Source organism: Roseibium alexandrii DFL-11, from assembly GCF_000158095.2.
GTDB classification, from domain to species: domain Bacteria; phylum Pseudomonadota; class Alphaproteobacteria; order Rhizobiales; family Stappiaceae; genus Roseibium; species Roseibium alexandrii.
In genome coordinates, this window is record NZ_CM011002.1 from 3,863,471 (window position 1) to 3,889,065 (window position 25,595).

Sequence of the window (25,595 nt, forward strand, 5' to 3'; positions counted from 1 at the left end):
AAAATGATTGTTTTCTCGAAGCTGACCCTCGCTCTTGCCTGGGTATCGGCACTCTTGTTTGTTCTGGCCGGCGGCATGCTTACCTTTGAGGTGACGGCCCGATATCTCTTTGTTGCGCCAACAATTTGGGCTGCGGAGTTGTCCCAGATGAGCCTCATTTGGGGCTCCATGATCGCAATGCCCTGGATCCTCGGCGCTGGGCGGCATATTGCCGTTGATGCGGTGACCAACCAGCTGGGTTTAACGGCGCAGCGGGTCTGTCAGGGCCTTGCGATGATCTTTGTCGCGGGGTTCAGCGCCATTGTGGCCTGGAAGGGTTTCGGGATTTTCTACGATTCCTTTGAGCGTGGCCGGACAACCGGGTCCATGCTGGATTTGCCCACATGGGTTACGGAACTCGCAATTCCGGTTGGCTTTGCACTCTTGTTCCTGCAGGCGCTGATTGAGCTTGGCAAAGCGGCCAAAGGGCCGGTTTCTCTAGGTGGAGCCGGACATTGACAACAATCCTTATTCTCTTAGCCCTTTTCACGCTGCTGCTCATCCGGGTACCTGTTGCCTTTACGCTTGGCGGACTTGGGTTGGCCCTGCTTTTGTTCGGCGGATTTTCACCTCTGATGGCGCCGCAGGCCATCCTGTCGACACTCGACGGGTTTATTCTGATTGCTGTGCCGTTGTTTTTGCTAATGTCCAATGTCTTGCTGAAAGGCGGGGTCGGAAAAGATCTCTTTGCCGCCGTGCATGCCTGGGTCGGGCATTGGCCGGGCGGATTGGCGGTAGCCACTATTGTCTCCTGCGGTATCTTTGCAGCGATCTCCGGATCGTCCGTTGCCACAGCGGCCACCATCGGCACGGTTGCGATCCCCGAGATGATCAGCCGGGGGTATGAGAAAAAATTCGTCTATGGGCTTCTCGCCGCCGGTGGCACGCTTGGGATCCTGATTCCGCCGTCGATCCCGATGATCGTATACGGCTTCGTCACTGAACAGTCGGTAATCGCGCTGTTTTTGGCGGGAATCGGCCCTGGCCTGTTGCTGGTCGCGCTCTTCATCGCATTTGCCATGATCTACGCCCGTTGGTTTGGCGGCTACACACCGGAACCGCCTACGAGCACCAAGGAGCGGATCTCCAGCACGATCCGCGCCCTGCCCTCCATGGTTCTGGCTGGCGTGGTGATCGGTGTTATCTATACTGGGATCGCCACACCGACCGAGGCCGCGGCCATTGGCTTTGCCGTCGCGCTTTTGATAACCGGCCTTTACCTCAGAACCCTCACCTGGCAGGGCTTCAAGGAAGCAGCTTTTGAGAGCATGGTGACCACCGTTGCGATCCTCTTGATTGTTGCCGGTGCCAAGGTCTTCGGCAAGGCGATTACGCTTTACCGGATCCCGCAGGAAATCTCGATGTTCATCGGTCAGAACATCGATACGCCGCTTACCTTCATTCTGGTGGTGTCGGTGGTGCTCTTGATCATGGGTTTGGTGTTCGAGGCGCTCTCCATGGTTTTGATCATGACCCCGGTTCTGTTGCCGGCGGCAATGGCCCTTGGCTTTGATCCCATCTGGTTCGGGGTCTATATGGTGGTCATGGTGGAATGTGCACTGATCACGCCGCCGGTCGGGCTCAATCTCTATGTCATCCAGTCGGTGGCGCGATCCAGTTTGGCGGATGTCTCACGTGGGGTTCTCCCCTTCCTGGCACTTATGCTGCTGAGCGTCGTCATACTGTACCTCTGGACTGATTTGGCCCTCTATATTCCGTTTAAACTCTAAGGACATTCCATGCCGTCTCAGGCTGACAAACTCCGCGCCCTTCTGGCGCAAGACAAACTCAATGTGATGCCCTGCTGCTTCGATGCGTTGTCAGCAAAGCTGATTGAACAAGCGGGTTTCGGGCTGACCTTCATGTCAGGTTTTGCCACTTCCGCGTCCCGCATCGGTCAGCCGGATCTGGGGTTGATGTCTTATGCCGAAGTCCTCGATCAGGCCCGTAACGTCACCGATGCGATCGAGATCCCACTGATTGCAGATGGGGATACAGGCTACGGCAACGCCATGAATGTACGCCGTACCGTCACCGGATTTGCCAAGGCGGGCGCTGCCGCCGTCATGATTGAGGATCAGCTCGCGCCAAAACGCTGCGGACACACGCCGGGCAAGGCAGTCGTCTCACGCGCAGAAGCCTTTGATCGGATCCGTGCCGCGCAAGATGCCAAGGATGCTGGCGCCGACATCCTGATCCTCGCCCGGACAGACGCCCGCCATGATCACGGGCTTACCGAAGCGATCGACCGTGCGGCAAAGTTCAAGGAGCTCGGAGCTGACATCCTTTTTGTCGAGGCGCCGAAGACTGTCTCAGAGATGCAAACCATCTGCCGCGAACTCCCAGGCCCAAAAATGGCTAATATCGTGGAAGGCGGCGAAACGCCGGAGCTCTCCCACAAGGAACTGGAAGACATAGGGTTTTCCATTGCGGCGTACCCTCTCACCCTGATGGCCAGTGCCATGCAGGCGATGATGGGGACTTTGGCCAAGCTGAAATCGGATGAAGATCGCACCCCGGATTTGATGAACTTTTCTGAACTCCGCGACCGGATCGGCTTCAATGATTATTACGAAGCGTCAGCGCACTACGAGACGTCCAAACGGGATTAGCATTTAGAGGGCCGGCGAATGCAAAGCCACACGTAGACCGGCCCTTTTGCGGGTTGGTTCGCCGCCTGATTGCTCGATCAGGCGGGTCTTGCGCATCTGCAATCAAACTCAGTTGAATTCAGCTCAACTCGGAATGCTTGACCTTGACGCGGAGCTGCGCCATTCACTGGACAGAATTTGGCAGTAGCCCCATTCCGGGAGACAACTGTGAGAGAACGAAGGCTGGCGGCGCGGCTTGAAAACGCGCAGGGCCAGCCTGACTTAGGAGAGACCCATGGCCAAGGCACGGACGCTTTACGACAAGATTTGGGACGACCACGCGGTCGACATGCAGCCGGACGGAACCGGTCTGCTCTATATTGACCGCCACCTGGTGCATGAAGTGACCAGCCCGCAGGCGTTTGAAGGTCTGCGCATGACCGGCCGCAAGGTCCGTCAGCCGGGCAAGACCCTTGCCGTGGTCGACCACAATGTGCCGACCACCGACCGCCGTCATGGAATTGACGATCCTGAGTCCGCTCTTCAAGTGGAAACCTTGGCCAAAAACGCGGCTGAGTTCGGTGTTGAGTATTACTCTGAGCTCGATATGCGTCAGGGCGTTGTCCATATCGTTGGCCCGGAGCAAGGCTTTACCCTGCCCGGCATGACCATTGTCTGCGGCGACAGCCACACGTCCACTCACGGCGCTTTTGGCTCGCTGGCCCACGGTATCGGTACGTCCGAGGTGGAGCATGTTCTGGCCACCCAGACCCTGATCCAGAAAAAAGCCAAGAACATGCTGGTGAAGGTCAACGGCCAAATCCCGGCCGGTGTCACGGCCAAGGACATCGTTCTGGCGATCATCGGCAAGATCGGAACGGCCGGCGGCACAGGTTACGTGATCGAGTATGCCGGTGAAGCCATTGAGTCCCTGTCAATCGAAGGCCGTATGACGGTCTGCAACATGTCGATCGAAGGCGGTGCACGCGCTGGTCTCATCGCGCCGGATGAAAAGACCTTCGAATACATCAAGGGTCGCCCAAAAGCGCCGAAAGGCGACGATTGGGACAAGGCGCTTGCCTATTGGAAGACCCTGCATACCGACGCAGATGCCTATTTCGACAAGGTTATCGAGCTGGATGCAGCCAATCTGCCGCCGATCGTGTCCTGGGGCTCGTCTCCGGAAGACGTTGTTTCCGTTGAAGGGGTTGTTCCGAATCCGAAGGAGATCGAAGACGAGAACCGCCGTCAATCAAAGTTCCGGGCTCTCGATTACATGGGCCTCGAGCCGGGCACGAAGATCACGGACATCAAGATCGACCGCGCCTTTATCGGATCTTGCACCAACGGCCGTATCGAAGACCTGCGCGCCGCTGCAGCTGTTATCGGCAACCACAAGGTCGCGTCGCACGTCAGCGCAATGGTTGTTCCAGGATCCGGTCTTGTGAAAGAACAGGCGGAAGAAGAAGGCCTCGACGTCATCTTCAAGGAAGCAGGCTTTGAGTGGCGTGAGCCGGGTTGCTCCATGTGTCTTGCGATGAACGCGGACAAGCTCGCTCCGGGTGAGCGCTGTGCGTCGACGTCCAACCGGAACTTCGAAGGCCGCCAGGGTCACAAGGGCCGCACCCATCTGGTTTCGCCGGCGATGGCTGCAGCGGCCGCGATTGCTGGTCATTTCGTCGACATTCGCGACTGGACGGCCAACTGATTCGTCATTGACCTTTTAGGAAAAAGTCAGGGGGCGCGTCAAAGCGCCCCTTTTGGTTTGCAAGAAAAAACTGTCACGGCTCAGTGAATTCATCCGCATTTCGCTAAGTGATTCAGAAAGTTGCCGGATTTTTTTCACGAGTCTTCGGCACCACCCGGCAGGGTGAATAAATGAAATCATTGGTCTTCACAAGACTGTCACCTCGGCACTACAATACTCGCGTCGCAAAGGGACATAATCTGCTGTCCGCCTGACTGGACACCAGACGTTCTGATGAAGCGTAAGGAGTGGAAGGTGACGATAGCGGTATCGCCGGGAGCTCATCCGGCGTTGGTGCTCAATGCGGATTACCGGCCTTTGAGCTACTACCCCTTGTCCTTGTGGAGTTGGCAGGACACCATCAAGGCTGTGTTTCTAGACCGGGTGAACATCGTTGCGGAATATGACGCGGCGGTCCGAAGTCCGAGCTTCGAATTCAAACTGCCCAGCGTCGTTTCCTTAAAAACCTTCGTCAAACCCAGCCGGCACCCCGCCTTTACTCGCTTCAACGTATTCCTTCGCGACAAGTTCCAGTGCCAGTATTGCGGCAGCAAAGAGGAACTCACCTTCGATCACTTGATCCCGCGCTCCAAAGGGGGCCTGACAACCTGGGAAAACGTGATCACTGCCTGCTCCCCGTGCAACTTGCGCAAATCCAACAAGTCCTGCGAACAGCTCAACATGTGGCCCATGCACATGCCGTTCCGGCCGACGATCCAGGATCTGCACAACAACGGCCGCGGCTTCCCGCCAAACTATCTGCACGAAAGCTGGATGGACTTCCTTTACTGGGATACAGAGCTGGACCCATAGGGTTGTCTCAGAGTTTTCAGCTTGCGATCTTTGAATGACTTCCATGTGTGTCGGGAGTTGAAGGGTGTGTACTTCCTCAAAATCACTCATGGATTCAGGCGTAAATCGTCGTTTGGCCTGGCAAATCAGAGAAGCGAGTTGACGTTTTGTGGCGGTTTGATTCGTAAAAAAAGCGTAAATACTTCAAAAATTCTAGTAGCATTTTAATTGTTTAGGTACTTTTCTTTAGTAGCTATTCCGTAACGTGCCTGAAGGGCATTCGTAGAAACGGGATTGCGTGGCTAAATGATAAAAGCCCTGATTTCAAAATTTAACCGAAATCAAGATGGTTCAATCCTGCCGATATTTGCGGGAATGGTGTTGGTGCTGGTCGTCATTGGGGGCGCAGCGATCGATATCTCCCGGGCGGTGAATGCACGGGAAAAGCTTGCGTACGCCATTGATGCTGCAGCGCTTTCTGTCGCAACGGATCTGTCAACGACTGTTCTTAGGGACAACCAGATCAAAACTCGGATCGAGAACTCATTCCGAGCAAATCTAAGCGATGCTGAGTTTCTGGACCAGGCGATCGACAATCTAGATTTCGATGTCGACAGCAATGCAGGCACCGTGACGGTGTCGTCTTCTGCCGGATTAAACAACTATTTTTTAAATATACCAGGATTTGGAAAAGATGGCCTGGGTCCTGATGTCTTCAACTTCGGCACCAGTGCGGAGGTGAACTACTCTCGGTTCGATGTCGAGCTTGCCCTGGTTGTTGACGTTACCGGGTCTATGGCAGGCGATATGGGTGCATTGAGAGATGCCGCAGAAGAGGTTGTTGATATCCTGATCGAGGACGATGCCTCAAACAGTGCCAGTAAAGTTCGGATTTCACTTGTTCCTTACTCCCAAGGCGTAAACCTTGGTTCTTATGCATCTACGGTCACCAACGGAAGTACGTCGTGGCGGAATTGCGTCAACGAGCGCGAAGGACAACAAAAATACACAGACGCGGTCTATAATTATGACGGTACAAACTCTGAGTACTTTCATGGCCTTCAGAGCTATTTCATTTGGGACTATGGGTCCTCTGAAAACTGGTCAAGCGCGAGAGATGACTGCCCGTCGAGCAGTTTGCAGCCTTTAACATCGGATAAAAACACTTTGATTTCCGATATCCGGAACTTAAGCTCGGGCGGCGGAACAGGAGGCCAAACAGGCGTTGCTTGGGGCTGGTACACTCTGTCGCCCAACTGGACGAGCCTTTGGCCCACTGACAGCGATCCGGAACCCTATGGCAACGGCACTCCGGATGATGATGTCAAAAAGTTTGCACTGATCATGACTGATGGTGATTTTAACGCTCAGTACGGCAAAGAAGAACGCACCACCTGTACTGGACGCGGCAGGAACCGCGTGTGCACAACCAATGAGTATTGGGTTGAGCGCTATCACAGATATTCAGATTACAATGACCCTCCGGCAACCCGTGCGCGGACCCTTTGCGATGCCATGAAAGCAGAAAATATCGAAATCTTCACAGTGTTTTTTGACACCGGTGGTTCAGCATTCGGTGATGATCTCATGTCATACTGCGCCAGCGGAAGCGACTATTATTATGAAGCCGATAACAAAGACGAGTTGATTACGGCATTCTCCAACATCGCAAAGCGGATTCAACAGATTTACTTGTCCCAGTAAAGTTTTATAGCTGCTGGATATGAAATAGGCCCGCTCATTGGCGGGCCATTTTGTGCTTATTGTCGACTGGCGTTTACGCCCGGTTCTGGCGGTTGTCGATGAGGTCATCGACCACAGCCGGGTCTGCCAGTGTCGAGGTGTCGCCGAGATTGTCGAAGCTGTCCTCGGCGATCTTGCGCAGGATGCGGCGCATGATCTTGCCCGAGCGCGTCTTCGGCAGGCCGGGTGAGAACTGGATGAGGTCCGGTGAGGCGATGGGGCCGATTTCTGCCCGGACATGTTTGACGAGTTCTTTTTTCAGCTCATCCGTTGGTTCTTCGCCTTCCATCAGCGTGACATAGGCATAAATGCCCTGCCCCTTGATGTCATGCGGATAGCCGACCACGGCGGCCTCTGAGACTTTCTCATGAGCAACCAGCGCGCTTTCCACTTCCGCTGTGCCCATGCGGTGGCCGGAGACGTTGATCACGTCATCGACGCGGCCAGTAATCCAGTAGTAGCCGTCCTCGTCCCGGCGGCAGCCGTCACCGGTAAAATAAAGGCCCTTGTATGTGGCGAAATAGGTCTGCACGAAGCGGTCGTGGTCGCCGTAAACCGTGCGCATTTGGCCCGGCCAGCTGTCGGTGATGACCAGGTTGCCCTCGGTTGCCCCTTCCAGGAACTTGCCTTCCGCATCAACGACGGCCGGCTGCACGCCGAAGAACGGACGGGTTGCAGATCCGGGCTTCAGGTCGGTCGCGCCTGGGAGCGGCGTGATCAGGATGCCGCCGGTTTCAGTCTGCCACCAAGTGTCTACAATCGGGCAGTTCTGCTTGCCGACGACGTTGTAATACCAGTTCCAGGCTTCCGGGTTGATAGGCTCACCGACCGAGCCAAGCAGGCGCAGCGAGGACAAATCTGACTTGTTTACGAAGTCGTCTCCAGCACCCATGAGCGCCCGGATCGCAGTTGGTGCCGTGTAGAAGATGTTGACCTTGTGCTTCTCGCAGACCTGCCAGAAGCGGCCGGCATCCGGATAGGTCGGCACGCCTTCGAACATCAGCGTGGTCGCGCCATTGGCGAGCGGACCATAGACGATGTAGCTGTGTCCGGTGACCCAGCCCACATCCGCCGTACACCAGTAGATGTCGCCATCCTGATAGTCGAAAACATATTGGTGGGTCATCGAGGCGTAGACGAGATATCCGCCCGTGGTGTGGACCACCCCCTTTGGCTGACCCGTGGATCCGGACGTGTAGAGAATGAAGAGCGGGTCTTCCGCATTCATTTCAACCGGATCGCAATGGTCAGACACGCGGTCGGCTTCGTCGTGGTACCAGACGTCCCGTCCGTCCTGCATGGAAATGTCGCCGCCAGTACGCTTGACCACGATCACGCTATCGACCGGTGCCTTCTCGACCGCCTTGTCGACATTGGCTTTCAGCGGCACCTTGCGGCCACCGCGTAGACCCTCGTCCGCGGTCACGATGCAGGTGCTTTTACAGCTTTCGATGCGTTGGGCCAGACTATCTGGAGAAAAGCCGCCAAACACGATCGAGTGAACCGCCCCGATCCGGGTGCAAGCCAGCATCGCATATGCCGCTTCCGGGATCATCGGCAGATAGAGGGTGACCCGGTCGCCTTTCTTGACGCCTTGGGCATGCAGCACGTTGGCGAACTTGTTCACCTCGTGATGCAGCTCCTTGTAGGTGATCACCTTGCTTTCAGACGGATCGTCACCTTCCCAGATGATGGCCGGCTGATCGCCGCGTGTCGCCAGATGCCGGTCGATACAGTTGGCCGAGACATTCAACGTGCCGTCTTCGAACCATTTGATCGAGACATTGTGGTAGTCGTAAGAGGTGTTCTTCACCTTGGTGAAAGGCTTGATCCAGTCAACACGCTTTCCGTGCTCGCCCCAGAAGCCATCCGGGTCGCTCACCGACTGCTGATACATTTCCAGATATTTGACGTTATCGACATGCGCCCGAGCGGCTACCTCCGCCGGAACGGGAAAAACAGATGCGGACATTTAAGACCTCCCAGAAACCCCGATTTGAACCGGCGGTCGCATTTGCTCTCCTCCCGCCAGTCTTATTTGCTGGTGGCCATTATGCGTATGGCCTTCCCCAGCGTCCATAACTTAACATTCGTACTTTCGTAGGCGCGACATTGGTATAGGGTCAGGGCTTGCTCATCTGATTGATCTGGCGCTAAAAACGGCGATGAGATGCAAGGAAAAGCGCGAGGAGCGGGCAGGTGCCCGGTCGAGCGTTTTGACGCCGCATATCGAAGCCGTTTTAGCGTCTATTGATTGGATGAATTTCTTCGGCAACTGCGTTGCAAAGCTTTGAAAACCAGAAGGTTTCCTGCAGCTTCGCGCCTCGTATCCGAAGCAACTCATTCCAACCAGTTCCATCATATGAGCAAGCCCTGGCCCTGCACGTTCAAATACGTAAGGATTTACGCTTGCGTCAGGCGATCACGAAGGGGGACAGCAAGCCGATCACCACTGCCTGAACCAGTAGAACCAGCAGCCAGTGGCCGCCATCAATTGCAGTCAGGGCCCACGGCTGGTTCTGGAAGCGATGGTTGATGATCTGAGTCGTCATTACGATCCCGATCCAGACCATGATGGCCGAGATGATGCCTGCACGGACTGTTACCTCGCCGGTGTGATAAATAATCCCGGCAAAAACGATGGCCATAACCACTTGGCATAAAAAGGCTATAATCATCGTGACCGAGTTCGGCCGTGTCTGTTCTTCGGTTAAGCCGGCGGCTTTCATCCAGGCTTTTCCAAGAACGCCGTACCAGATCGCGCCGATGATAAATGAGGCAACTGCTGCGCCTCCGGCTGCCAGCAGATTGATCCCATCGAACATCATGTTTGGACTCTCCCTAAAGCACTGCGATGCGCGCTTTTCGATTGGACAATGAAATCAATCAGACCGGAGATCAAGCGCACTGGATAGAAAAGTACCTGTCAAAAATGCGAGGCATCTGAAGCCAGAATCAAAGCTTTTGCCAGACCGTCAGGGTTCCAACATCTTCAAAACCGATCTGGCGATAGACGGGCAACAGCGCTGTGTCGGTCTCATAGGTGCAAATTGGCCGATGCGGGAACGGCTCGATGAGCGCATGGAGGGCTCCATAGAGCCAGCTCTTGCGATGGAAGATGTTGGAAATGCCGACGAAATCCTTGCCAGCGTGAGATGGACCGTAATTCAAGACAGCCCCGCCTTGTATCGCGTCGTCCCGCCTGATCGATACAAAATCAATGTCCGGAAACTCCAGCAGTTTTGGCGGAAAAAGCGTATGAAGTTTTTCGCTCTTATTCCACGCCGGAAGCCATTTACCGAGCGCCTCCGAGGTCTGTGCTTTTTGCCAGTCCGGCGGCGAACTGGGTTTTCGTGTGCCTTCTTGTGACCGGAACAGCCAGGTTCCGGTGAGAAGTTTCTCAAAACCGGACGTACGAAGATCAAGGCAATCGAAACTGTCCTTCACCGCCGCCTTGGAAGGGAGTGCGGAAAGCGCTGTTGTTAGATCCGCACTGTGCTCTGCGGCCAATGTGACAATGCTTGGAAACAGAGGGACTTGTTTATTGGAGGCCCGCCAGAAACCGTGGTGAAAACTTGTTTTTGCGCCGGCTGTTCTCAGAACGGCATCGCACCACAGCGCATTATTCCTTGCGCAAAGCTGAACCGTTTCCCCCGGTGTCAAAGCTATAGGCCGCCCTTTTCGATGATGAACTCTACGATCTTATCTACACCATCTCCGGCTCGCATGTTTGCGAAAACAAACGGCCGTGTTTTGCGCATCTTGGCTGCGTCCCGGTCCATGACTCTAAGATCTGCTCCGACATAAGGCGCAAGATCCGTCTTGTTGATGACCAGCAAGTCCGAGCGGGTGATGCCGGGACCGCCTTTTCGCGGAATTTCCTCACCCGCCGCCACATCGATGACATAGATCGTCAGATCCGCAAGCTCCGGTGAGAAAGTGGCCGCCAGATTATCGCCGCCCGATTCAATCAGGATCAGGTCGAGATCGGGGATTTTGTCATTGAGATCCTTGACCGCCGCCAGATTGATCGAGGCGTCTTCCCGGATGGCCGTATGCGGGCAGCCGCCGGTTTCCACGCCGCGGATCCGGTCGCTGGTCAGGGCCTGCGACCGCATCAGCGCTTCGGCATCTTCGCTCGTGTAAATGTCGTTGGTGATGACCGCGAGCGAATAGCGTTCGCGCATGGCCTTGCACAGTTTGTCCGTCAGCGTCGTTTTCCCGGCGCCGACTGGGCCGCCGATGCCGACGCGCAAGGGACCGTTTTGAGATTTCATGAGCGGAACAACCTCGAATATTGTGTTTCGTGCGCCATGGAGGCGATGTCGGCGAGAAAGGTGGAGGTGCCAAGGTCGTCAAGATCGGCGTCCATCGCTTCGGCGGCGATTTCTGAGATGACTGGTTCCAGTGCGGCCAGCACCCGTTGGCCTTCGTTTTGTCCAAGCGGTACGGCGCGGACAGCTGCCGAGATGAGATTGGCCGTAAAGGAGTGGAGAAAGGCCGTCAGGCTTGCGTCTTCCGGCAGCTCATGAGCTGCGCAGATCAGACCCAGCGCGACAGGATAGGGCCACTCGGTCAGGGGCGTTTCAGAATTTCCATTGGTCAAACTGCTGAAAACAGCTCCTGCTGTAGTTTGTGAGTTCGGCGGCCAGCTTGCGGTCACGGTGTCAATGAACGCCGTGCCTTGGGCGGATGTTTCCAGGTGCCGTTCCTTTGAGGGCTGAAGCGCGAGGCCAAGCTCTGCCAGTTCCCGGACGTCCTCGTGTGATCCGGCAAGCGCCGCCCGGTAGGTCTGGCTCATCAGGATTGCATCGCTGCGTCCGGCTCCGTGTGCCAGTATGTCCTTGAGCCAGATCCGGAGTTCTTCGGCGGAGCTGACACCGCCAGCGTGGATGACCTGTTCCAGCCCATGGGAATAGGTGAAGGCTCCAATCGGAAAGGCCGGGGAGAGGAACGTCAGCAGCCTGTAGAGCGCTGATTGGGTGACGGACCCTGTCATACTAAAGCCCCTACGGCTACAGCCTTCTCAAGCGTCATCCCCGATTCATGCGGGGATCCACTCGTTTGCAGAGCGATCGAACAAGAAATGCCCGAGCTGCGGCAAGCACAATCGCGAGTGGATCCCGGCTCGGGGGCCGGGATGACACATATAAAAAAGGTATGGAAAACATCAGCCATGGGAGTGCGTATGCCCATGATTGTGGCCATGACCGTGCGTCTGGCCGTGACCGTAGGCGCCGCCCTCCGGATCAAACGGGGCGCTCAAGGCGGTCAGCTTGGCGCCGAGCTTTTTGACCATGTCCTCAATCACGTGATCACGCCGGATACGCAGCGTATCGCCCATCAGTTGGGTCGGCAAATGCCGGTTGCCGAGATGCCAGGCGATCTTCACAAGATGTGCCGTGTTCTCGGCATGGATCTCGACCAGGTCTTCCGGTTCCGCCAGCACTTCGATGATCCTGCCGTCTTCCAGAACCAGGCCGTCCCCATGATGAAGATGAACCGCATTAGCCTCATCCAGAAGGAAAGGGAGGCCGTTGGCTGCCGTCATTGCCGCACGGCGGCGATGCCGGTCTTCGCGATCCAGTGTGATCGTATCTGCGGATTGGCCGGTCCATTCACCGGCCGGTTTGATGCTGGCAACCCGGATCATGAAGTCCTTCCTGTTAGATCAGCGGGCGTTTAATCGGGATCGATCTCGCGCCCAAAGCTGATCGCAATAAAAGTGGTCGAGCATCGGGCGTTTTCATCAAACGCCCGATGCTTTAGGCCGCTGCAGCCGCAACGACCTTGGCCATCATGGCCTTGTAGCCGGGGCGGTTTCGAAGGGCCTTGAAGTAGTCGTAGATGCGGCCTTCTTTCGGCAGGTCGAATTTGGCGGTCACGGCCCAGGCACCGCAATGGCCGAGGATGACGTCCGGCACAGTGAAGGTCTCACCCATGACATATGGCCCCTCACCCATGCGCGCGTCGAGGATCCGCAACCCTTCAGCGAATTCCGCCTTGCAGACCGGCTTTATCTCCGGAACGCGAAGCTCTTTCGGGTGAATGAAGCTGTTCTTGGCCGCCGTCCAGAGTGCTCCTTCCAGAACGTCGACCGCAAGTTGGGTGAAGCTGTCCTGAATGGCGCGCTCTTTGGTGCCGGCCGGAAAGGTGAATTTTCCATGCTTGTCAGCAAGATACTGGCAGATGGCGATTGATTCCGGGAGTATCAGATCGCCGTCGATCAGGACCGGTACTTTTCCGGCCGGATTGACCTCGCGAATGCCCTCTGATTGGGGCATCGCCGGGTCGATGTCATACGGTTCGCCCAGCTCCTCCAGAAGCCACATGACGCGCATCGCCCGTGTCTGCGGATAGCCAACAATCTTGTACATTTTTCTCTCCCTCTGCGTGTTTTCCGGGAGATTAGAACAGGAAGTAGCGCTGTGCCATGGGCAAAACGTCGGCTGGTTCGCAGGTCAGCAATTCACCGTCGGCACGCACCTCATAAGTCTCTGGATGCACCTCGACATGCGGGGTGGCGTCGTTCAGGACCATGGACTTCTTGGAGATGCCGCCGCGCACGTTTTTGACGGGCAGAACCAGACTGTCGAGACCGGCCTTGTCCTTGACGCCGTTGTCATAGGCGGCCTTGGACACGAACGTCACCCGGCTCTGGGTCATGGCCTTGCCGAACGCGCCGAACATCGGCCGGTAATGCACCGGTTGCGGTGTCGGGATCGAGGCATTCGGATCGCCCATGGGGGCGGCGGCAATCGTGCCGAGCTTCAGGATCATGTCCGGTTTGACGCCGAAGAATTTCGGGTCCCAAAGTACGAGATCCGCGAGCTTGCCGACTTCGACGGAACCGATGTGTTCGTCCAGCCCGTGGGCGATCGCCGGATTGATGGTGATTTTGGACATGTAGCGTTTGACGCGGAAATTGTCGTTCTCGCCGCTTTCATCACTGAGACGGCCGCGCTGGACCTTCATCTTGTGCGCCGTCTGCAAGGTGCGGATGATCACCTCGCCAACCCGGCCCATCGCCTGGCTGTCCGAGGCGATGATCGAGAAGGCGCCCATGTCATGCAGAATGTCTTCCGCCGCAATCGTTTCCTTGCGGATCCGGCTTTCGGCAAAGGCAACATCTTCAGGGATCGAGCTGTCGAGGTGGTGACAGACCATAAGCATGTCGAGATGCTCTTCCAGCGTGTTCACCGTATAGGGGCGCGTCGGGTTGGTCGAGGACGGCAGGACATTCGTTTCGCCGCAGACCTTGATGATGTCCGGAGCATGGCCGCCGCCAGCGCCTTCGGTATGGAAGGCGTGGATGGTGCGGTCCTTGAAAGCGGCCTTGGTGTTTTCGACGAAGCCGGATTCGTTCAGCGTGTCCGTGTGGATCATCACCTGGACATCGTATTCGTCCGCGACGGAGAGACACGTGTCGATGGCTGCCGGGGTGGTGCCCCAGTCCTCATGCAGTTTGAGTGCGGATGCACCGGCGAGGATCTGCTCTTCGAGCGCTGCCGGCAAAGACGCGTTGCCTTTCCCGGCAAAGGCAAGGTTCATCGGGAAGCTGTCGGCCGACTGCAGCATCCGGGTTATGTGCCAGGGGCCCGGCGTGCAAGTAGTGGCGTTGGTGCCGGTTGCCGGTCCCGTGCCGCCGCCGAGCATGGTGGTCACGCCGGACATCAGCGCATCGTCGATCTGCTGCGGACAGATGAAATGGATATGAACATCAAGCGCGCCAGCGGTCAGGATCTTGCCTTCCCCGGCAATGGCTTCTGTACCTGGTCCGACGATAATATCGACGCCCGGCTGGACATCTGGATTGCCGGCCTTGCCGATACCGACAATGCGGCCGTCCTTGAGGCCGACATCGGCTTTCACGATGCCCCAGTGATCAACAATCAGCGCATTGGTGATGACGGTATCGACTGCGCCTGCGGACCTTGGTTCCTGGCTTTGTCCCATGCCGTCGCGGATCACCTTGCCGCCGCCGAATTTCACCTCTTCGCCGTAGGTGGTGAAATCCTTCTCCACCTCGATGATGAGATCGGTATCGGCCAGCCGTAACCGGTCCCCGGTGGTTGGTCCGAACATGTCCGCATAGGCGGCGCGGGACATTTTATAAGCCATTCAGGTCTCCAATCAGCGATCAGAATGTAGTCTGTCAACCGCCATAGTCCTCGACCATGGCGTTCAAATCATCGATGCGCTGCATGGTCATCACGATCATGCAGTTGCGGTAGAGTTCATTGCCGCGGGTACCGCCTCTGAAGGGAAAACTGTAGGCGGTGCAGTCCTTGTCGCGGAAATCGGTCCAGGCCTCTTGCGCCGCTTTCAGGGCATTCGGACTACCCTTCAAATGCTCGGGCAGAGAGGTGTCGACTTCCGTCATCTTTTCCAGCGCGCGTTCATAAGCAGCCGTCAGGTCCTCGTTTGCCTGATCCAGCGCCTTTTCTGCGCAGTAGGTGCGTTCCGAATTATTCAGCGGGTAACCGCAATCAATTTTTTCGTCGGCGAGTGCCGGCGCGCATAGGCCCAAAAGAACGGCCGGTAAGACTGCTTGGCTCAAAATACGCATCAATTCCCAAGCCCCTGTGTCAGGTCTTTCAGCTGGGATGTGCGCTGGCGTGTCAGATCCGCCCGGCATTGCAACACCAGCATGGGCTCCATGGATCCGCCGCGGGCCAGAAAGCCATAGGATTCACACGCCTTATCGCGGAACGGGATCCAGGCGCGCTGGGCTGTTGTCAGCGTTTCAGCGGCTCCCTTGAGGTCGTCCGAAAGGTAGCTGTCGGTCTGCTTCATCGCGGCCATGGCTGTCTTGTACGCCGCATTCAGCTCCGCATCCGCCGCTTCCCAGTCCTTCTTGGCGCAAATGGTCATGTCCAACTGGGTTTGCGGTTCTTTGCAGTTAACATCCTGCGCCTGAACAGCAGGTGGCAATGCTGCACCGAAAGCAACAACTGCTAGACTGACAACAAGGAAACGCATTTGGCTTACCCTTTAAGCTTGCCCATGACTTTCTGATTGAAGCCATAGACCGTGCGGTCCCCGCGATAAGGAACAAGGGTCACGGACCGGGTTTGCCCCGGCTCAAATCGCACAGCCGTTCCGGCGGGTATGTCCAGGCGCATGCCCATGGCCGCATCCCGGTCGAAGGAGAGCCCGGGGTTTGTTTCGGCAAAATGATAGTGACTGCCCACCTGGATCGGCCGGTCGCCGGTGTTCGATACATCCAGCGACAGCGTCTCAAGTCCGGCGTTCAGCTCGATCTCACCGTCGGCTGCAAAGATCTCTCCCGGGATCATTGGTCCAGATCCTTTCTGCGCTTCATCCAGGCGAGCGTTGCGCCAATAGACAGACCGACGGCAAAGATGAGGAGCGTTTCAACAGTGAAATAGCTGGCCGCATCGGTGTGCGGGTGGGCGTGCTCCTGGATGCTGGGGTGAGCCAAGGCAGAGCCTGTAGAAAGTGCCAGCGCAGACGCCGTTGCAAAAATCCTGGTCATTATCAAATCTCCTTTGGCCAATTCAGCGGATCGGTTCGTGCACAGTCACAAGCTTTGTGCCATCCGGAAACGTTGCCTCGACCTGAACATCGTGGATCATTTCTGCGATCCCTTCCATGACTTGGTCGCGGGTGAGAACCTTGGCGCCTGCAGCCATCAGATCTGCGACGCTGCGCCCGTCCCGGGCTCCTTCGACGACGAAATCCGTGATTAGGGCAATAGCCTCAGGGTGGTTCAGCTTGACGCCGCGCTCAAGCCGCCGGCGGGCCACCATGGCTGCCATGGAGACCAGCAGCTTGTCTTTTTCCCTTGGTGTCAGGTTCACGGAAGTCCTCCAGAATTAACAGTACCAAACGCGCGGCAGGCGGGCCGACCGATAGGTTTCAAGAAAGGCCATCAAAGACAGTCTTAGAGCCCGGCTGTCGGTGGCAACAAAACGTAAGATGAGATGTCCGTTCCAGGCGCTTGCGGCCGCTTGAACGGAGCCAGATGAGGCGCTTTCCAGACAAATTCGGGCATTGTCCAGTCTGTCTTCGGCGTCAGGCGCGCAGTCCAACAGCGTTGCCATGGCCTTTGCGCCCTGGCCGGTTGCCGGACCGGAAAAGAAGTCGCTCGGGTCACCGTTCAGACGCAGATCGTCGGCGAAGACAAGCTTGCCGTCCCGGCGGATCCGCCAGCTGTCCTTGAAAAACACGCGGGTCAACTGCTCGCCCATCGCTGCGCGACCCAGAACAACACTTTCAAGGATGAGTAGCCGGGCGGAGCCGGTAAGCTCTGCAGTGATCCGGCGCGAAACGCTCGAGTTTTCAAACAGAATCGTCTCCTGGGGCAACCATTCCAGCGTGGCTTCCGCTCCGACAGACAGGTGACCTGTTACTTCTGCGGAAGTCCCGAGACTGCGGTAAGCGCGTTCGGCGGTCTGTGTTGTCACGATTGCGTGAGCATCCGCGCCGATTGCGATGTCATAGTCCATGCGATCGCCGCCGGTCAGACCACCGGCTGTGTTGATCAGGACGGCCGTCGCGGGTTCACCATAGACCTTGGGGAGGCGAACTTTCGCGGAGCCGCTTTGGAAGAGATCTTTCAACCGGGTTTGGCCAGCCGTATTCACGAAGCCGACGCGTGCAGTGCCACGCACCCGCTGCATTGCAGGCGCGGTTTTTCCAATTTCCGATGCTGTTGCAGCATCATACATCCTGGAAGCCTCCCCGCTTCTGACCTGTCTCGTTCTTCTTTCTACCGTGCCCGCTCTATGTTTGATTGTCCACGGTCAGGCGAAACCGGCATCCTGTCGTTTCCAACATTAGCAACAACCGGGCCAATACAGCTCTTGGATAAAACTGGCGGCAAGTAGCCTTCAAAGTGCTGATAAATCGAAACTATTCTTGTTTTCAGGTAGCTGATCTGCACAAAAAATATGCGGTTGCTCAAAAGATTGCCGCTGGATGACTCCTTCGCAAGGGTTGCTCTTGTGTTTATGATCCTTTTTTTTAAGTGGAGCTTTCCGTTAAGGTGCTTTTGATTTGAAACAGTCGTGTTCGCCCATGGGAAGACAGCGAGGATTTCCGGTGTACGCAAGCTTATTCGGCCGTCGATCAGCCCTGCCCATTCTGGCGGCAGCTCTCGGATTTTTTCTGATGGCAGCGCCAGCTCGAGCGGAAATCGGCACCTACATCCTCGTGGATGCCCGCAATGGCGCCGTGGTGGATCAGAAAAACGCGACCCGCAAATGGTATCCGGCATCCTTGACCAAGATGATGACAGCCTACGTGACCTTCAAGGCGATCCGCGAAGGACGAGTGGCGCTTGATTCCGCTGTTGTACAATCCAAAAACTCGGCAGCTGAACCGCCCAGTAAAATGGGTTTCAAGGTTGGCACGAAGTTTACCATCGACACGGCGCTTAAGATCATTCTGATCAAATCGGCCAATGATGTGTCTGTCGCGCTGGGCGAAGCAGTCTCTGGATCAGAAAACGCCTTTCTGGCAGAGATGAATGCCGAAGCCCGCCGTTTGGGAATGACCAACACGCGTTTTACAAATCCGCATGGCCTGCCGGACAACCGCCAGGTTACGACAGCGCGAGATATGGCGATCCTTGCTATGGCACTGCGCAAGGATTTTCCGGAAGCGCGAGAGTTTTACAAGCATCCAGGCATCCGGTTCGGTAAGAAAACCTTGCGCTCTGCCAACCGGGAGTTCCTGCTCCGGGTCCCAGGCGCCAACGGTATGAAAACCGGCTACATCTGCAATTCCGGCTTTAATGTGGCGTCCTCGGTGACGCGCCGGGGGAGAACGCTCATTGCAATCATCATGGGCGCGTCTTCGGGTCTTGAGCGGACAGCTTTTGCCCGGCAATTGTTTGATGAAGGGTTTCGAAAGGGCAGCCGCGGCCAGAATGTAAAGAGCCTCAGCGGTTCGTCCGGCAATCCGCCCGCCGACGGATATTGCCGCCGGAACAAGAAGCTGAGTTCCAAGCAGTATATGGCCCGGTACGACATGCAGAATGAGCCCAGCGGTGGCGGGTTGCTGTTCTTCGGTAAACAAAAGAACCCGACAGTGGCGAAGGTCGATACCAGCAGCTTTACCAAGTCGAACGGTAAGCCGGACTGGGCCAAGATCCTCGATCGAACTTTGGGACCACGCCGGGTTGCATACAAACCGTTGCCGGTTGGCCTCGGTAATCCGAAAGGCACACCGGTCGTCAGTGCTTCGGTTCCTGCCGAGGACATTCCGTTGCCGACTGCCAATCCGATCCGTTTGGCAGAAATCAAGATCCGCAATCAGTTGCAAACAGCCCAACCCGTTGGGGCAACTGGTACCCCGCAGACTGCACAGGCGGGCGCCGGATCAATCCCTCAAGTCGAGGCGACAGCGCAACAACCTGGATCTGCGGTGGACACGTCGCGGACGGCCCCTGGCTCGATCTTTAGGAAAGGGCTTGATTTCACGGTGCCCGTTCCTGCGCCCAGTCCGTCGCGATCCAACTAAATCCCGTTGATTTGAAAGCGGGAACCGGATCACTCTCAGGTCTGCTTAACTTATTTTTAACGCTGTTCTTTAACGATGCGGTAAGCGTCGATCTGAATTGAGGCCATCGCCTTGCCGGATCGTCAGCTGCAGCACAAGAGGTGCTGCTATAGGCGAAGAAACGCCGTGATGATGAGGATCGAGAGATCACCGCATGATAGAACCGAGATCAACTGCCACAATCCGCGCCCTTGCGAGCCTTGCAGAATTGTCTGCAGACCAGCTGGAAGAAGGCACATCGGTCGAAGACGTTATCGCAACTTTGCGAAAAGCTGCGGAAGCTGTCCGTATGGTGATTGACGAGACAGAAACGGAAGACGGTGCGCCGGAAGAAGCAGATCTGGCGCAAGATCTGACGCCGATGGATCTTTCCGGCGATGACGCTGCTGAGCTGTCGGACGACGATAGCGAGACAAAGAGCGGCGAGATCCACGTTCTCAACGCTGGCTGATATCGTCCAGCGAGACTCCAATCATTCGACGCCTCCAAGCATCGGGCTTTCTGCTTTGACGCTGCGCCCTCACAGATGCTAGCCATAGCCCCTTGTGGAGCACAGGCGGTTTTTTCACGTCCGCCACACCTCATTTCATCAATGAGAGTATGCTCCGGGTTTCTATGGAGCGAAATGTATGAGCGTTGCGGACGCATCCCCCGTATCTGAAAAGCCGGCGAGAGGTCCAAAGCCTCCGATCCCTGTGTCTGTCCTGACCGGGTTTCTGGGTGCTGGAAAGACAACGCTCCTAAACCGCATTCTTCAGGATCCGGCCATGGCCGATACGGCCGTCATCATCAACGAATTCGGTGAAATCGGCCTGGACCATTTGTTTGTCGATCAGGCAGGCGATGGCATTGTCGAGTTGTCTTCGGGGTGTTTGTGCTGCACGATCCGGGGCGATCTGGTAACCACGCTTGAAAACTTGCTGCGTCATCTGGACAACGGGCGGACCGAACGGCTGACCCGGGTGGTGATTGAAACCACGGGTCTTGCCGATCCTGCGCCAATCCTCCACACGATCATGCTGCACCCCTATCTGGTGATGCGCTACCGGCTGGACAGCGTTGTGACCCTGGTGGATGCGGTGAACGGGCTCTCCACGCTTGATGAGCATGAAGAAGCCAAAAAACAAGCCGCCGTTGCGGACCGGATCGTTCTCACCAAGACGGATCTGCTCAACAGTGAGGAGAGCCAAAGGAGCTTTTCAGATCTGAAATCCCGGCTTCTTGCCTTGAATCCGGGCGCCAGGGTGCTTGATACGCAAACTGGAGAAGCGACCCCGGATACGCTCTTCAATGCAGGGCTCTATAATCCGGAGACCAAGATCCCGGATGTTGCCAACTGGCTGAACGCGGAAGCCTATGAGCCAAACCACCACGATGATTCTCATGGCCATCATCACCATGATGGCGATCACCACCATGGACACCACCATCACCGCCACGATCATGCGCATGACATAAACCGGCATAGCGACGCGATCCGGGCCTTTACCCTGTCGACCGACCGTCCGGTCTCGGCGTCCGCGCTGGAAATGTTTCTGGATCTGCTGCGCTCAGCGCACGGCCCAAAGCTTCTGCGGGTCAAGGGCATCGTTCAGATCTCCGAGGACCCGGACCGGCCCGTCGTCATTCACGGCGTTCAACACGTCTTCCATCCACCGGCAACGCTGGACGCCTGGCCGGATGAGGACCGGCGGACCCGGATGGTTTTCATCACCAAGGATCTGCCCGAAGGGTTCGTCCGCAAGATGTTCGAGGCTTTTTCCGGTGCGCTCCGGCCTGACACTCCGGACAGCGATGCCATGCTGAACAACCCGCTCGCTGTTACCGGATTTACAAGTCCGCCGCGTTAGCGCTGTTTTGTGGTCTTGGCATGCTTGCGCGGATGCAATCCTTTCCGCGCGGCCCGGCCTTCAAGGCAAAATTGGAACACCCTGCACTGCAGAGCTCCCCCTTCCGAAGGGAGAGATGACTTGCCACAAGATACGGTGTTTCAGCAATAATTCAGCCGCCGCCAACTACTCCATGCTTCCCCGGCCTTGAGTCGGGGTCATATTTAGTAGGTCCCGGCTCAAGGCCGGGACGGCGACTTACAAAGCGACTTTACTCAGCCTCTTTCTTCCGCAACCGGATCAGTCCTTCCTGGGCCGTTGAGGCGATCAGCTTGCCGTCCTGGGTGTAGAGCAGGCCGCGGTTCATGCCGCGGGATCCGGAGGAGCTGGTGCTGTCCGTGGCGTAAAGGAGCCACTCATCCGCGCGGAACGGATGATGAAACCACATGGCATGATCAAGGCTGGCGGCCTGGATTTTTGGGCTGAAAACCGACGTGCCGTGCGGAAACAGAGACGTGTCGAGCAGCGTCATGTCTGAGGCATAGGCCAAAACACACTGGTGAATGCGCTCATCATCCGGCAAGGGATCGCTCGCGCGCACCCAGACATATTGCTGGGCAGGCAGCGGTTTCTTGCTGAAATAGTGGGTCATGTCGACTGGGCGCATTTCAATCGGCCGTTCGCGCTCCCAGTAGCGTTTGACGTTCTCCGGGGCAAACTCCAGGAATTTTTCCTTCAATTCCTGTTCGCTCGGCAGGTCATCCGGTCCCGGCACAGCCGGCATGTCGGCCTGGTATTCCAGCCCCTCTTCGCGCACCTGGAAGGATGCGGACATGGAGAAAATCGCGTGGCCATGTTGAATGGCGACGACCCGGCGGGTGGTGAAGCTGCCGCCATCGCGGATACGATCGACTTCATAAATGATCGGCACCGACGGATCGCCGGGCCGCAAAAAATACCCATGTAGTGAGTGGACGTGACGGTCTTCGACCACCGTGCGCGAGGCGGCGACCAGCGCCTGACCAATCACCTGGCCGCCAAAAACACGCTGCCAGCCGACTTGGGGGCTGCGACCACGAAACAGATTGTGTTCCAGAGGTTCGAGGTCGAGAATGTGCAGAAGGTTGTCAATGGCCGTATTCATCGGCGCGGTTCCTGTTAAATAGAACAATGGGGACGGTGGCCGGGTGAGCCGCCGGTTTGATGAAGTCTTGGACGTGTGTTGACGTTAAAGTCAAGATGCCCCAACGGAAACGAGGGGCGAGGAGTTTGAAAGCAATGGCAAGACCCAAAAAGAGCGACGAGATGTACGATGTCGTCATCGCAGGTGGCGGCTATGTCGGACTGTCGCTGGCGCTCGCGCTGAAGCAAGGGGATCCGGGCCTCAAATGCGCTGTTGTTGATCCAAAGCCGATGAACACGCTCGACAGGGATCCGCGCGCATCCGCCATTGCAGCGGCCGCGTCCCGAATGCTGACCCAGTTGGGTATTTGGGACAAAATCTCGGACAAAGGCCAACCGATCAACGAGATGATCGTTACCGACAGCAAACTGCGCGATGCAGTGCGTCCTGTTTTTCTGACCTTTGATGGCGAAGCGACCGACGGTGAGCCGTTCGCGACCATGATGCCCAACGGTGTCATGATGCCGGCGCTCTACAAAGCAGCGAAGGCGCTCGGAACAGTGTTTTTTGCGCCTAACAGTGCCGCGACGTTCCGGAACAACCCGGATCACGTGGACCTGGAACTCAACGACGGCAAGGTTCTGAAAACCCGCCTCTTGATCGCTGCCGATGGTGTCCGTTCCAAATTGCGGGATCTTGCAGGTATCCGTACGGTCAACTGGGACTACAAGCAGTCGGGCATTGTGACAACAATCAAGCACGAGCGTCCGCACAATGGCCGTGCTGAAGAACACTTTCTGCCTGCCGGACCCTTTGCCATTTTACCGCTGCCGGGAAACCGCTCGTCTCTTGTCTGGACGGAAAGGACGTCAGATGCCGACCGCTTGGTCCGCTCTGATGATTTCACCTTCGAGCTGGAGTTGGAACGCCGCTTTGGTCATCACCTTGGGACTTTGGAAGTTGACGGCCCGCGCCAAGCCTATCCGCTTGGTTTGAAGCTGGCACGGGAATTCGTAAAATCGCGGTTCGCCCTGATCGGTGATTCGGCCCACGGCATTCATCCCATCGCAGGTCAGGGGCTGAACCTTGGGTTCAAGGATGTGGCAGCGCTTGCGGAAGTCATCATTGATGCCCGCCGTCTTGGCCAGGACATTGGCGCATTTGACGTTCTGGAGCGGTATCAGCGGTGGCGCCGGTTTGACACATTCCAGATGGGTGTTGTGACGGATGTTCTTAACCGGTTGTTTTCAAACGATATCGATCTCCTCAGGGCTGCGCGTGACTTTGGCCTTGGGCTGGTCGACCGGATGCCCAGCCTGAAAAGCCAGTTCATCAAGGAGGCATCCGGCTTTGCCGGACCGGTGCCGAAATTGCTTTCTGGAGACCCGATCTGATAGGAGATGACGTCTCCGCTTGGTTTCCTGGGCAGCGCTTGCATGAACGATCAAAATTCCAGCTATCCGCAGCACCGGTCCATTTTGATGACTGGCTGCTCCTCCGGGATTGGCGAAACATCAGCTCGCCTTCTCCGCGGACGCAACTGGCGCGTCTTCGCAACCGCGCGCAAGCTGGAAGATGTTCAACGCCTGAAGGATGAGGGCTTTGAGTCCTTTCAGCTCGATTATGAAGACCCGGATTCGATCCGTGTGACGGCTGACGCCGTTCTGGAAGCCACAAACGGCGAACTGGATGCCATCTTCAACAATGGCGCCTACGCGATCCCGGGGGCTTTGGAGGATCTGCCGACCGATGGTCTCAGAGCCCTTTTCGAAGCCAATTTCATCGGCTGGCACGATTTGACGCGTCAGTTTATTCCCGCAATGCGCGCCCAGAAGTCCGGACGAATTGTGCAGTGTTCGTCCGTTCTCGGGTTTGTGGCGCTCAAGTATCGGGGCGCCTACACGGCCTCCAAGTTTGCACTCGAGGCTTACACCGACACCTTGCGGCAGGAGCTTGCGGGCACGGGAATCCATGTGTCGCTTATTGAGCCCGGGCCGATCGACACTAGGTTCACGCAGAACACAATCGCAAACTTTGACCGGTGGATTGGCGAAGAGGGGTCCAAGCAGTCCGTTCACCGCGAGACTTACGAAAAACGCCGGATCCGGATGGAAGCTGGAGAGCCGGGTCCCTTCAAATTGCCGCCGAGCGCAGTCACCAAACCTCTGATCCATGCCCTTGAGTCACATCGGCCAAGGGCGAGATACCGTGTCACCATCCCGACAAAGGTGATGGCGATTGCAAAACGGCTCCTGCCGACACGCATTCTGGACAGATTCTGCATCTGGGCGGCCGACGGCGAAGAATAAACCCGGATCCGGCCTACAAAATGGGTGCTGGACAACGCGGGAAACGACAAGGACGTACTTGATGGAACAAATCTACGACATTTTAATTTTCGTCGGCATGGCAGCTGTGGCGCTTGTGCTCTTTGCGGGGCTGTTGAACATGTTCCGCAATGGTCCGGCCAATCGTTCTCAAAAATTAATGCGCTGGCGGGTCGGATTGCAGTTCCTGGTGATTGTCCTTGTGATGGGTGGGCTCTACTTCTTCGGCAAAGGCTGACAAGCCAGTTGAAAACACGAACATTTCTGCGGGATGGGATTTCATGGTCGTACTGAATAAAATCTACACGAAAACCGGCGACAATGGCACGACCGCGCTGGGCTCTGGTGAGCGGCGGCCAAAATACGATCTGAGGATCGACGCTTACGGCACTGTGGATGAAACCAATGCGATTGTCGGCATGGCCCGGTTGCATACCGCAAGCGTTGTTCCGGACATCGATGCCGTGCTGAACCGAATCCAGAATGATTTATTCGACCTCGGTGCGGATCTTGCCACACCGGAAACCGATCAGGACCTGGGTTATGAGCCGCTCCGGATCACGGACGGCCAGGTGTCAGCAATTGAAGAAGAGATTGATACCTTGAACGCAGATCTCTCACCGCTTCGGTCCTTCGTTTTGCCAGGTGGCAGTGCAGCCTCAGCCCATTTGCATCTCGCAAGAACGGTTTCCCGCCGTGCTGAACGCTTGATGGTCGAACTGGCCGATCGTGAAACCATCAATCAGGCGGGTATCCGGTACATGAACCGTCTGTCGGACTACTTCTTCGTTGCCTCCCGTTATCTGAACAACAAGGGTGAAGAAGACGTGTTATGGGTTCCGGGTAAAAACCGCTAATCGGCTCATAAATTCAGGA

The 25,595-nt window shown here is 56.6% G+C and carries 28 protein-coding genes; 13 read left to right on the forward strand and 15 right to left on the reverse strand.

Annotated elements, in window-relative coordinates; all coding sequences use genetic code 11:
- Positions 1-3 precede the first annotated feature (3 nt).
- The 6 genes from SADFL11_RS17695 to SADFL11_RS17720 all read left to right on the forward strand — a co-directional run bounded on the left by SADFL11_RS17695 (position 4) and on the right by SADFL11_RS17720 (position 6,873).
- Positions 4-498 (forward strand): TRAP transporter small permease, encoded by a 495-nt coding sequence (locus SADFL11_RS17695; protein ID WP_008194340.1) that lies wholly within the window; start codon positions 4-6, stop codon positions 496-498.
- Positions 495-1,769, forward strand: a complete 1,275-nt coding sequence (locus tag SADFL11_RS17700) for a TRAP transporter large permease (protein WP_008195300.1) — start codon at positions 495-497, stop codon at positions 1,767-1,769. The genes SADFL11_RS17695 and SADFL11_RS17700 overlap by 4 nt, the downstream gene beginning before the upstream one ends.
- Before the next feature lie 9 nt (positions 1,770-1,778).
- On the forward strand, positions 1,779-2,651 hold the full coding sequence (locus tag SADFL11_RS17705) for an isocitrate lyase/PEP mutase family protein (protein ID WP_008195482.1): 873 nt from the start codon (positions 1,779-1,781) through the stop codon (positions 2,649-2,651).
- A gap of 274 nt (positions 2,652-2,925) precedes the next feature.
- Positions 2,926-4,338 (forward strand): 3-isopropylmalate dehydratase large subunit, encoded by a 1,413-nt coding sequence (gene leuC / locus SADFL11_RS17710; RefSeq protein WP_008195833.1) that lies wholly within the window; start codon positions 2,926-2,928, stop codon positions 4,336-4,338.
- 294 nt (positions 4,339-4,632) lie between these two features.
- Complete coding sequence (locus SADFL11_RS17715; RefSeq protein ID WP_040452667.1) at positions 4,633-5,190, forward strand: HNH endonuclease; 558 nt, start codon at positions 4,633-4,635, stop codon at positions 5,188-5,190.
- Positions 5,191-5,475: 285 nt separating this feature from the next.
- Positions 5,476-6,873, forward strand: a complete 1,398-nt coding sequence (locus SADFL11_RS17720) for a TadE/TadG family type IV pilus assembly protein (RefSeq protein WP_008190430.1) — start codon at positions 5,476-5,478, stop codon at positions 6,871-6,873.
- A 73-nt stretch (positions 6,874-6,946) separates the two neighbouring features.
- Here SADFL11_RS17720 and acs read toward each other — a convergent pair whose 3' ends face one another.
- From acs to SADFL11_RS17790, 14 genes are all read right to left on the reverse strand, one after another.
- Positions 6,947-8,884: an acetate--CoA ligase gene (gene acs / locus SADFL11_RS17725; RefSeq protein ID WP_008189669.1), complete on the reverse strand. Its 1,938-nt coding sequence runs from the start codon at positions 8,882-8,884 to the stop codon at positions 6,947-6,949.
- Positions 8,885-9,326: 442 nt separating this feature from the next.
- Positions 9,327-9,740: a DUF1761 domain-containing protein gene (locus SADFL11_RS17730; protein ID WP_040451195.1), complete on the reverse strand. Its 414-nt coding sequence runs from the start codon at positions 9,738-9,740 to the stop codon at positions 9,327-9,329.
- 127 nt (positions 9,741-9,867) lie between these two features.
- Positions 9,868-10,422: a hypothetical protein gene (locus tag SADFL11_RS17735; RefSeq protein WP_209002645.1), complete on the reverse strand. Its 555-nt coding sequence runs from the start codon at positions 10,420-10,422 to the stop codon at positions 9,868-9,870.
- Positions 10,423-10,577: 155 nt separating this feature from the next.
- Positions 10,578-11,189 (reverse strand): urease accessory protein UreG, encoded by a 612-nt coding sequence (gene ureG / locus SADFL11_RS17740; RefSeq protein WP_008196876.1) that lies wholly within the window; start codon positions 11,187-11,189, stop codon positions 10,578-10,580.
- A complete protein-coding gene (locus SADFL11_RS17745; protein ID WP_008195765.1) occupies positions 11,186-11,911 on the reverse strand; it encodes an urease accessory protein UreF in 726 nt (241 codons plus the stop codon). Before SADFL11_RS17745 ends, ureG begins: the two co-directional genes overlap by 4 nt.
- Before the next feature lie 171 nt (positions 11,912-12,082).
- Complete coding sequence (locus tag SADFL11_RS17750; protein ID WP_008195397.1) at positions 12,083-12,565, reverse strand: urease accessory protein UreE; 483 nt, start codon at positions 12,563-12,565, stop codon at positions 12,083-12,085.
- 112 nt (positions 12,566-12,677) lie between these two features.
- A complete protein-coding gene (locus SADFL11_RS17755; protein ID WP_008194664.1) occupies positions 12,678-13,289 on the reverse strand; it encodes a glutathione S-transferase family protein in 612 nt (203 codons plus the stop codon).
- Positions 13,290-13,320: 31 nt separating this feature from the next.
- Positions 13,321-15,033 (reverse strand): urease subunit alpha, encoded by a 1,713-nt coding sequence (ureC, locus tag SADFL11_RS17760; protein ID WP_040451194.1) that lies wholly within the window; start codon positions 15,031-15,033, stop codon positions 13,321-13,323.
- A gap of 34 nt (positions 15,034-15,067) precedes the next feature.
- A complete protein-coding gene (locus SADFL11_RS17765; RefSeq protein WP_008194542.1) occupies positions 15,068-15,481 on the reverse strand; it encodes a lysozyme inhibitor LprI family protein in 414 nt (137 codons plus the stop codon).
- Positions 15,481-15,894, reverse strand: a complete 414-nt coding sequence (locus SADFL11_RS17770) for a lysozyme inhibitor LprI family protein (protein WP_008190364.1) — start codon at positions 15,892-15,894, stop codon at positions 15,481-15,483. Before SADFL11_RS17770 ends, SADFL11_RS17765 begins: the two co-directional genes overlap by 1 nt.
- Positions 15,895-15,899: 5 nt before the next feature.
- Positions 15,900-16,211, reverse strand: coding sequence for an urease subunit beta (locus SADFL11_RS17775; RefSeq protein ID WP_008193264.1), 312 nt, complete (start codon positions 16,209-16,211; stop codon positions 15,900-15,902).
- Positions 16,208-16,411: a hypothetical protein gene (locus SADFL11_RS17780; RefSeq protein ID WP_008195754.1), complete on the reverse strand. Its 204-nt coding sequence runs from the start codon at positions 16,409-16,411 to the stop codon at positions 16,208-16,210. Before SADFL11_RS17780 ends, SADFL11_RS17775 begins: the two co-directional genes overlap by 4 nt.
- 22 nt (positions 16,412-16,433) lie before the next feature.
- Positions 16,434-16,736, reverse strand: coding sequence for an urease subunit gamma (locus SADFL11_RS17785; protein ID WP_008193663.1), 303 nt, complete (start codon positions 16,734-16,736; stop codon positions 16,434-16,436).
- Between the two features lie 15 nt (positions 16,737-16,751).
- Positions 16,752-17,606: an urease accessory protein UreD gene (locus SADFL11_RS17790; RefSeq protein WP_008195746.1), complete on the reverse strand. Its 855-nt coding sequence runs from the start codon at positions 17,604-17,606 to the stop codon at positions 16,752-16,754.
- 442 nt (positions 17,607-18,048) lie between these two features.
- On the opposite strand from SADFL11_RS17790, the gene SADFL11_RS17795 reads away from it, so the two are divergent.
- From SADFL11_RS17795 to SADFL11_RS17805, 3 genes are all read left to right on the forward strand, one after another.
- Positions 18,049-19,401 carry a D-alanyl-D-alanine carboxypeptidase family protein gene (locus SADFL11_RS17795; protein ID WP_134853075.1) on the forward strand — a complete coding sequence of 451 codons (1,353 nt, stop codon included), beginning with the start codon at positions 18,049-18,051 and terminating at the stop codon, positions 19,399-19,401.
- Between the two features lie 193 nt (positions 19,402-19,594).
- Complete coding sequence (locus tag SADFL11_RS17800) at positions 19,595-19,891, forward strand: hypothetical protein (protein ID WP_008196784.1); 297 nt, start codon at positions 19,595-19,597, stop codon at positions 19,889-19,891.
- 178 nt (positions 19,892-20,069) lie between these two features.
- A complete protein-coding gene (locus SADFL11_RS17805; protein ID WP_081450526.1) occupies positions 20,070-21,290 on the forward strand; it encodes a CobW family GTP-binding protein in 1,221 nt (406 codons plus the stop codon).
- A 250-nt stretch (positions 21,291-21,540) separates the two neighbouring features.
- On the opposite strand, the gene tesB is transcribed toward SADFL11_RS17805, so the two are convergent.
- Positions 21,541-22,413, reverse strand: coding sequence for an acyl-CoA thioesterase II (gene tesB, locus SADFL11_RS17810; protein ID WP_008196517.1), 873 nt, complete (start codon positions 22,411-22,413; stop codon positions 21,541-21,543).
- A 134-nt stretch (positions 22,414-22,547) separates the two neighbouring features.
- On the opposite strand from tesB, the gene SADFL11_RS17815 reads away from it, so the two are divergent.
- From SADFL11_RS17815 to SADFL11_RS17830, 4 genes are all read left to right on the forward strand, one after another.
- Positions 22,548-23,786 carry a ubiquinone biosynthesis hydroxylase gene (locus SADFL11_RS17815; RefSeq protein WP_008193051.1) on the forward strand — a complete coding sequence of 413 codons (1,239 nt, stop codon included), beginning with the start codon at positions 22,548-22,550 and terminating at the stop codon, positions 23,784-23,786.
- 42 nt (positions 23,787-23,828) lie between these two features.
- Entirely contained in the window at positions 23,829-24,701 is an 873-nt protein-coding gene (locus SADFL11_RS17820; protein WP_050776169.1) for an SDR family oxidoreductase, read from the forward strand.
- 61 nt (positions 24,702-24,762) lie between these two features.
- Complete coding sequence (locus SADFL11_RS17825) at positions 24,763-24,957, forward strand: twin transmembrane helix small protein (protein WP_008191614.1); 195 nt, start codon at positions 24,763-24,765, stop codon at positions 24,955-24,957.
- A gap of 43 nt (positions 24,958-25,000) precedes the next feature.
- Positions 25,001-25,576 (forward strand): cob(I)yrinic acid a,c-diamide adenosyltransferase, encoded by a 576-nt coding sequence (locus SADFL11_RS17830; protein ID WP_008189013.1) that lies wholly within the window; start codon positions 25,001-25,003, stop codon positions 25,574-25,576.
- The last annotated feature ends 19 nt before the right edge of the window (positions 25,577-25,595 follow it).